Source organism: Weizmannia agrestimuris, assembly GCF_943193165.1.
Lineage (GTDB): Bacteria > Bacillota > Bacilli > Bacillales > Bacillaceae_C > Weizmannia > Weizmannia faecalis.
The window spans coordinates 1-6,590 of record NZ_CALPDC010000076.1 but is presented as its reverse complement, the minus strand read 5'-3'; the positions used below and the strand labels follow the sequence as shown (position 1 = coordinate 6,590).

The following is a 6,590-nucleotide window of genomic DNA, read 5'->3' as shown; positions in this document are numbered from 1 at the left end:
AACAATTCGTTCTTTCGTGGCTTCTATCACTAACTTTTTCATTAGATCACCTGAATGTGGAATGAGTTAAATTTAATCCTGAAATATTCATAGCTACAAATCCCATTTGATAAATTTTGTTAAATTAGTTGAAAATAACGGTATTTAATTAAGAACCGTAGCCAATTCATAAAATAACTGAATTTTCAATAGAACAATTCTGGTATTTTGGGCATACTTGCCCCTTGACTGAAAAATTTATTTTTTCAGCTATGAGAAGTATTCTATTGGTCATTCCAATTGTAGCTTTTGAATTCGATTCAGTACATCCCAAAAGAAATTTTGATACACAAAACTCGATGATAGTTTGAAGTAAAGGGATCTGCCTGATTTCACGACTTTACTTGCCGCTTTAATTAACCGAGTACGTATCGTATCAATTTGCATAGTTTTTTGACCTTCCGGAAAACAAAGAGTTCGTAACCAATTGGTCAAATTATATGCAAGAAGTGTTAACATCATTTTTACTTCGTTCACTAGAAAAGCGTGGCTATTCATATGATCAAAGTAAAAGCCATTTTTTGCTTCTTTGATATAGTTTTCCATCGTCCCTCTTTTTTGATAAGCTCGGACGATATCTTGAGGGAAAGCTAATTCAAAGTTAGTAACAAAAAAGGAATGGGTAAAGAACAGCTCACCTGCAGGACGTACCGATTGAATAATCACCCTTCTTGGTTTTGACCATGATTTTGCTTGGTAAATCGTTTCTTCATAATAGGTTTCCGTCTTGGAAACATCTAAAGGTGCGGAAGAAGGATGGTATTCTTTCGCTAAACTTTGTAGTTGTGAATTCGATTTCAACCGAATAATATACAAAACAGATTCTTCTTCACACAGATCGTATAATCCCGGAACAGCAAACCCGCTATCTCCACGAAGAAACAGGGTAGTTTCCGGAAACATTTCGTTATAATGTTTAATGAGAGGCCGAATAAATTCCACCACACCATTTGATGTATAAACATTTCCGGGACGGAGTTGTGCTTTCAAAAAGTCACCAGTCGCACCATCAAAGGCGACTAATGGATGAAAACCCATCGTGCCATAATGAGTATTATATGACGAAGATTCTTGGTCCCCATATGTATCCGAATGAGTCGAATCCAAGTCGATAAATAACTCTTTCGATTGTCGAAAACAATGAATCTTATCAAGCATTTCTTGGTTAGCCAGATTTAATTGTTCAATTGAATCTTTATCAAATCGTGTATAAAAGCGAGACAAACTGGGCTGGGAAGCAAGTGTTGGAGTTTCAATGATTTCCTTAAACACAGGATCATGAGTCAACTGATCAGCCGCATCATCTTCCGCATACCCGGCAATGAGTTGATAGACTTTTTGACGTAACAAGTTTTCATTTGAATGAAGATAATATTTCCTTGAATCGTTAAGTCTCAAGTACTTAACTAAAGTCTTTGAAAAACCAATTTTTTCATCGAATTCTCTAAAAAGAAACTCACCTGTATCGGAGGAAAGAGAACCTCCATCATTTGACAATTTAATTTTATGATTGAAATCAAGTGTTTTTTGCGTTAAAGTAACCATATAAAGAATCCTTTCTGTTTGGTTTTTGTTTTGGTTACTTTAACTTTAACAGAAATGGATTCTTTTTTCATTTTTTTAATGAATTACAATAAAGCCGAAAAGACTTGGTAATCCATAAGTTATAATAAGTTTCTGAATTTCTGTGAATAATTCAGATTAATAGATATGCGTATTATACTAGATTTCATGCGAATGGGTTAACGTTAAGTGAAAATTTCGTCACGGATTCAGGTTTTGCTTAAGGTCTTATTAAATTTTCTGACTAATATATAGTAACAAACAAGTGAAAGGGGATTGAACCGTAATGAAGTGGATAAAAGTTTTAATCGGGGTAATAGTCCTCTCCGTTGCAGGGGGAGCCGGCATTGCTGTCGGAATGAATATGAAAGAAGAACGGCCAGTCGTTTATTCAGACCCAGCCGAAACCATTTCTGCGCCAGAAGCAAAAAAAGAGGAACCTGTTGCTTCTTACACAGTTAATAAAGAAGGCGGGCAGAGCAAAACAGCTAATCCAGTCATTCGCGAAACAGAAGGCAAAGTCACTGCGCTGGATAAACAAAGCATTACCGTTTCATTTCCGTTCGGCGGAAGCGAAACATTCAAGTTGACGAATCAAACAGTAGTCGAAGATTTTTCCTTGCCGTTAAAAAAAGGCGTGCTTGTTGAATTGAAGGCGTCAGGAGAAGAAGCGGTAAAAATCGAAACAGAACGGACAATGGATGTGAAAGCTGTTATCGTATCAGACGAAAAAGAATCAATGAAGGTTGAGGCGAATGGCACAACAAAAAGCTTTACAAAGGGGCACTTCTACCGTCTTGACCGGGACGGCTACCGTGGCAGTCTAAAGGGTGTACCAGTCGAATTGGATCTTGATGAACATGATAAAATTTTATCTGCAGAACTTGATGACGAATTTCTTGATGGCTATGATGACTGACCGTGAAAATTAGGAATACACGAGTAAAAAACTGCCAAAACCCAGGCAGTTTTTTTGCAAATTATACCGGTTTGCTTTTTTGAAAAATGAATGCAGGGGATGAATCAAAGCGGAACAGGCAAGAGCAAACAGCAGGAATCCCGGCCGCCTCCGCAAGAAACCGGAGCCGTCTGGATGGATCATGAGGCATCAACCACTTTTTTAAACTGCAGGCACACCCGCGTCCCTTTTCCTTCTTCGCTTTCAATTTTAATCCCCCCGCCATGCTGGGTCATAATTGAATGGGCGATCGAAAGGCCCAGTCCGGTCCCGCCGGTTCCCCGTGTTCGCGCTTTGTCGACCCGGTAAAACCGTTCAAAGAGATGCGGCAAGTCTTCTTTTGGAATGCCGGTGCCGTGATCTATTACGGTGACCGTCACAAAATCATTATCGCTTCCCACTTCAATCTGTACGGGAAAGCGGCTGTATTTCAGTGCATTGTCCAAAAGGATGACCAGCACCTGGACAAACTTTTCTTCATTGGTCCATGCATACAGCCCGGGTGTTTCAGCTTTCACAGAAATGCTGCGGTTGGATGATTGGCTGAGCCGCTTTGCAGTTTGCCTGCAAAGATTGGCGGCATCAACCGGTTGCAACTCATACGAAACATCTTCACTACGGGCAAGCGCAAGCAGCTGCTCGGCGATCGAATTGAGTCTCCGGCTTTCATCCGAAATGGCGGCAATCCCTTCAGCCAGGATTTCGGGATCATCTTTTCCCCAGCGCCGTAACATGGCAGCATAGCTTTCAATAACCGTAAGCGGTGTTTTCAGTTCATGGGAGGCGTCATAGATAAATTGCTCCTGCTTTTTAAACATGGCCTCAAGCCGGTCAATCATGGCATTAAAGGTAAGCGCCATTTGGTACAGTTCATCGTGATGATTCAGGGCAAGCGGGATCTTTTCAAAGCGGCCGTTTTCTTCAATATCCGCCATCGTCTTCATCATCGTTGAGACCGGTTTTAAGAACAGACCGGAAGTTTTTACACCTACAAATGCGGCCAGCACAATTAAAACAGCAGAGGAGGCCAGTAAGATCGTAAGCAGCAGTCGGCTGTCTTCAAATATGTCTTCGGGGACCACGGAGAGTTCCAACATTCCAAGGTATTTTCCGTTTTCCATGATCGGATAGGAGGCCACAATAGCAGTGAAATCCTCACCTTTAACAGTACGGGTTTGGTCATCTTTCGGAAACACCGGTTTGATGGACAACAGGTCCTCTTCATCCGCTTTTACATAAATCTTTTGGTGCTGTGCATTAAATAAACGGATCATCCCTTCATCCGGTACATGCGTTTGCAATATCGGTTCCGGATCGGAAAAAAGCGCATCCCCGCTGCCCACACTTTCAGCTAATTGTTCAGCACTGTTCTCCAGGCTTGTTTCCAACCGGTCTTTTGAAAAATAAAGAAACGCCAAAAATACAATGGTATTGCCGGCAAAGAGCACAATAAAAGACCAGAGAATAAGCAATGCCGAAAGTTTTTTCTTAATCGACATTAACCCGTCTCCTTCATTGTATAACCAACGCCCCTCACTGTGTGGATCAGCGCTGTTTCGTGCCCGTGGTCAATTTTTTTGCGCAAATAGCCAATATAAACATCTACAACATTCGTATCTCCCGCATATTCAAATCCCCATACTTCATTTAACAACTGTTCTCGGTTTAATACAATGCGTTTATTCTTTAACAAATAGCATAAAAGATCAAATTCCCGTTTTGTCAATTCAATCGGTTTGCCGCCTCTTGTCACCTGCCTTGTTGCCGTGTTGACAAGCAAATCGGCAAGGGCATATTCGTGTTTCTTGCTGTTTTCGGATTTGCCGGTATGGAGTGCACCCGTTCTCAGCGCGGCACGGATCCGCGCGAGCAATTCCTCAATATTGAAAGGCTTTGTAATATAGTCATTTGCACCATGGTCTAGCCCGTTCACCTTATCGAGGACAGAATTGCGGGCTGTCAGCAAAATGACCGGTGTCCGGCTGTTTCTCATACGGTAGCGCCGCAAAACCTCGAGACCGCTCAAGCAGGGGATCATCACATCCAGCAGTACCAAATCCCAATCTTCGCTTTCTAGCAGGTTGAGTGCTTGTGATCCGTTCTCTACCCAAACGGTATCATAGTGCTCATGCTGCAATTCGAGCTCCAGCACCAGTGCAATTTTCACATCGTCTTCCACAATCATGATTTTTGACAATTCTGGACCAGCTCCTTCTGAAAGTGCATTCCCATCATTATTTTAACAATTTTCTGTTTTGAAAGGAATGCAGTCAGTACTTTTGTTTGAAAAATCAAAGTGCGTTGAAACGGTTTTTAAACTCTTCCGGCCCATCGCCTCAAAGTCAAAAAATGAATGAACTGAATGATTTGATATAACAGAGAGGGTTGTTGGAAGTCGCGGAAGTCGTCGCGTATTCCACTTCCACCGGGATATCCAGATCGTTTTGGAAATTTTCTTTCCGACCATGCCGGATTGGTGGGTGGAGCTGCTGGCAATGTTGGCCCTTTCGAAGTTGTTCAGCTCCGTTCCTTGAAAAAAGCTTCCACTGCCTAAATTGCCATACCACTTTGGGTAGTGTGCGTTTAATCGCTTCCGGTGTTCTTCATTCGGCCTATGGATAAAACCTGGTGGAGCACAATATAGTGGTCGAAAAATTTTGTGGAAACAAACGTTCTTATCATGTATAATATGATTAATAATTCAATTTTAGCAAAGGATGGGGTAAAATAATGGGAGAAGTACTTATTCTGGAGAAAAAGGTAAACTATTTACCCGGAACTGATTACGACGGGCTTTGGAAGAAAATTATAAGTGAACTGTTTGAGGAATTTATTTTATTCTTTGCACCTGATTTGTATGAGACCATTGATTTTGGAAAAGGAATTGTTTTTCTCGAACAGGAACTGCACAAAGTCATCATCAAGCATAAAAAAGGGAAAAGAATTGCAGACAAAATTGTAAAGGTTTCCTTGAAAAACGGCGAAGAAAAATATGTATTCATTCACATTGAAATTCAAGAAAAACAAGATCCGGACTTTTCCAAACGAATGTTTACTTATTTTTATCGCTTGTTTGATCGCTTCCAAGAAAACATTTATTCCATTGCGATTTTGACCGATTTGTCTAAATCAAATAACTCAGAGCCGTTCCAATACTCCTTTTACGGCACTGAACTTACGTATCGCTTTAACACTTATAAGTTTAATGAAGCGGACATTCCTTCTTTGAAAAAGTCTACGAACCCTTTTGCCATTGCAGTATTGGCGGGTATTTACCTTCATCTAACGGAAAAGAACTATCAGAAACGATATGAAGTTAAGAAAAAATTGTTAAAAGAATTCATCTTATCCAACCAAAATCTTAGTTCTAATTATGCGGAAGCGCTTTGTTACTTTATTGACTATCTTCTGTATCTTCCTGGTGAGTTAACAAAACAATTAACGAAAGAGTTATTTATTCACATTGAAAAGGAGGCAAACCATATGCTGTATTCTGAAGAGCTTAAAGAAGCTCCTACATTTGCAGAGTATCTGAAAACTGTGAAAGAAGAAGGAATTGAAATAGGGATAGAAAAAGGGATTGAAAAAGGGATTGAAAAGGGGAAGGAAGAAGGAATTGAAATAGGGATTGAAAAAGGGAAAATGGAAGAAAAAAGGAATTTGGCAGCCGAGTTATTAAGGGAAGGATTTTCAGTTGAAAAAGTTGCAAAAATGGTAAAACTCAGTATAGATGAAGTGAAAAAAATTAAAAAATGTGTGAATAACTAAATGAATTGAGACAAGGGATGGGCTGCCTTTCTATATAATCAAAGAAATAGTGATTTTAGAGGAGCACTCATTAATTGCCACTGAAAATTTCTTAACGCATATTCCGCACGTAAATTTTTCCATTTTATGATTTTTTTAAAGGAATTTTCTCCTTCTTTGTAGAATTGAATGATTATCTAATTACGGGAAGATGAGGAAATTTTTATGTCAGATCAAATTTTAACCTTACATGTGGGGCCGTCTCAACTTTTATCTAAACTGT

5 protein-coding genes are annotated in these 6,590 nt (G+C 39.9%); 2 read left to right on the top strand and 3 right to left on the bottom strand.

All coding sequences use genetic code 11. The annotated features are described in order from the left end of the window. Positions 1–270 precede the first annotated feature (270 nt). A complete protein-coding gene (locus NFR98_RS15360; protein WP_017554688.1) occupies positions 271–1,584 on the bottom strand; it encodes an IS1380-like element ISBco1 family transposase in 1,314 nt (437 codons plus the stop codon). A gap of 304 nt (positions 1,585–1,888) precedes the next feature. Between NFR98_RS15360 and NFR98_RS15355 the strand changes: the two genes are divergently transcribed. Continuing rightward, entirely contained in the window at positions 1,889–2,521 is a 633-nt protein-coding gene (locus tag NFR98_RS15355) for a DUF5666 domain-containing protein (RefSeq protein WP_014097407.1), read from the top strand. A 179-nt stretch (positions 2,522–2,700) separates the two neighbouring features. Here NFR98_RS15355 and NFR98_RS15350 read toward each other — a convergent pair whose 3' ends face one another. Together NFR98_RS15350 and NFR98_RS15345 are read right to left on the bottom strand one after the other, a co-directional pair. After that, the gene (locus tag NFR98_RS15350; protein ID WP_061086854.1) at positions 2,701–4,059 is read right to left on the bottom strand and encodes a sensor histidine kinase; all 1,359 of its coding nucleotides are present in this window, start codon (positions 4,057–4,059) and stop codon (positions 2,701–2,703) included. Continuing rightward, positions 4,059–4,745, bottom strand: a complete 687-nt coding sequence (locus NFR98_RS15345; RefSeq protein ID WP_251460541.1) for a response regulator transcription factor — start codon at positions 4,743–4,745, stop codon at positions 4,059–4,061. Before NFR98_RS15345 ends, NFR98_RS15350 begins: the two co-directional genes overlap by 1 nt. Before the next feature lie 545 nt (positions 4,746–5,290). On the opposite strand from NFR98_RS15345, the gene NFR98_RS15340 reads away from it, so the two are divergent. Further along, a complete protein-coding gene (locus tag NFR98_RS15340) occupies positions 5,291–6,328 on the top strand; it encodes an RpnC/YadD family protein (RefSeq protein ID WP_014097410.1) in 1,038 nt (345 codons plus the stop codon). The last annotated feature ends 262 nt before the right edge of the window (positions 6,329–6,590 follow it).

Coding starts and splice junctions, on each gene's coding strand:
- NFR98_RS15360 (WP_017554688.1), bottom strand. CDS start 1,584: ATGGTTACTTTAACGCAAAAAACACTTGATTTCAATCATAAAATTAAA.
- NFR98_RS15355 (WP_014097407.1), top strand. CDS start 1,889: ATGAAGTGGATAAAAGTTTTAATCGGGGTAATAGTCCTCTCCGTTGCA.
- NFR98_RS15350 (WP_061086854.1), bottom strand. CDS start 4,059: ATGTCGATTAAGAAAAAACTTTCGGCATTGCTTATTCTCTGGTCTTTT.
- NFR98_RS15345 (WP_251460541.1), bottom strand. CDS start 4,745: ATGATTGTGGAAGACGATGTGAAAATTGCACTGGTGCTGGAGCTCGAA.
- NFR98_RS15340 (WP_014097410.1), top strand. CDS start 5,291: ATGGGAGAAGTACTTATTCTGGAGAAAAAGGTAAACTATTTACCCGGA.